Source organism: Arthrobacter sp. Cr_A7 (assembly GCF_029222765.1).
GTDB lineage: Bacteria > Actinomycetota > Actinomycetes > Actinomycetales > Micrococcaceae > Arthrobacter.
Genome location: NZ_JARHXQ010000315.1, coordinates 1 through 1,659, shown reverse-complemented (window position 1 = coordinate 1,659; position 1,659 = coordinate 1). Strand labels below are relative to the sequence as shown.

The following is a 1,659-nucleotide window of genomic DNA, read 5'->3' as shown; positions in this document are numbered from 1 at the left end:
GCAGTTCGCACTGAACCGCTCCGGCCGTGCCTGGGACGTCAGCGGCGGAGCGAAGCCCTGTGGCCAGGGCCTGCGCTACTTCGCTGGCCGTGAGGCTGCCCTTGAACTTGTCGGGGGCGATAAGTGTCCGCACGGTTTTGGTGGCGGTTGTTGCGGTCATGTCAGACGGTTTCCGAGTAGGCGGGGCGTCGGTCAGTTGTTGCTACGAGATCCGGGACCGGTTCTGCGTGCTTGGCTATGGTTTCCTTGGGCCCGTGGTGGCCGTATTCGGTCAGGTCGTCATCGATATCAACGACTTCGTCCAGGTGGATCGGGTCCTCGGAGGGCATGGGCTCCACGGTTTCACCGGCGAAGACGCGGCGGGCGCGGTCGGCGTCCAGGGTGCGGTCCCACCAGGCGATGAAGAGGGTGGCAACGGCGTTGCCGGTGAAGTTCACCAGGGCGCGGCATTCGGACATGAATTTGTCGATGCCGAAGATGAGCATGATGCCGGCGGCGGGGATGGTGCCCAGGGTGGTCAGGGTGGCGGTGAGGGCGATGAAGCCGCCGCCGGCCACGCCTGCAGCACCCTTTGACGTCAGCAGCATGACCGCGAGCAGGCCCAGCTGTTCACCGATGGTCAAGTCCGTGTTGGTGGCCTGGGCGATGTAGAGGGCGGCGAGCGAGAGGTAGATGGCTGCGCCGTCGAGGTTGAAGCTGTAGCCGGTGGGGACAACCAGGCCTACGGTTTCCTTCTTGACGCCGGCGTGCTCGAGCTTGCGCATCAGGCCGGGCAGGGCCGGTTCGGCGGTGGAGGTGCCGAGGATGAGCATGTATTCCTCTTTGAGGTGCCGGATCATCGTGAAGATGTTCAGCTTCAGGAAGAGCATGATCGAGCCGAGCACGACCACCACGAAGAGGATGGAGGTGACGTAGAACAGGGCGATGAGTCCGCCCATGCTGGTCAGGGATGAGACGCCGAACTTGCCGACTGCGTAGGCCATGGCGCCGAACGCACCAATGGGGGCGGCCTTCATGATGAAGCTGAGGATTTTGAACATGACCCCGGTGAGGCGCTGCACACCGTCCAGGACGGGGGCGCCGACCTTGCCCATGGCGTTCAGGGCGATGCCGAAGATCACGGCGATGAAGATGATCTGCAGGATGTTGCCCTCAACGAAGGGGGAAACCATGCTCTCGGGGATGATGTGGGTGAGGAACTGCCACCATTCCTGGTTCGCACCGGCGTCGATCAGCTTCGCGGCGGACTCGGAGGTCTCGATGCTGCCAGCATCTGCGTTGACCCCATCGCCCAGCCGGAAGATGTTGATGGCCACCAGGCCGAAGATCATGGCCAGGATGGTGCCGACCTGGAAGTAGGTCAGGGCTTTCAGGCCCGTCATGCCCACCTTCTTGAGGTCCGCGACGCTGGCGATGCCGCCCACGATCGTGAGGAAAACGATGGGGCCGATGAGCATCTTCATCGCATCAACGAAGGTGGTGCCGATGGGTTCCATGGCGATGCCGACACTGGGGGCCAGCCAGCCGACGAGGATACCGACGACGATGGCGGTCAGTACCCAGAAATACAGTTGGCGGTACAAAGGTGTTTTGCGGGCCGCCGAAGCTGTACCGGCGGTAGTGATGTGGTCCATGATTCCTACCTCGTTGTGGAATGTA

2 protein-coding genes are annotated in these 1,659 nt (G+C 62.7%); both read right to left on the bottom strand.

Annotated features, from left to right (window positions below):
- On the bottom strand, positions 1 to 133 hold a 133-nt coding region (locus P2Q66_RS19230), incomplete at its 3' end, for a glycerate kinase (RefSeq protein ID WP_275730709.1).
- A 28-nt stretch (positions 134 to 161) separates the two neighbouring features.
- Entirely contained in the window at positions 162 to 1,634 is a 1,473-nt protein-coding gene (gene dctA, locus P2Q66_RS19225) for a C4-dicarboxylate transporter DctA (protein ID WP_275730707.1), read from the bottom strand.
- Positions 1,635 to 1,659: the final 25 nt, after the last annotated feature.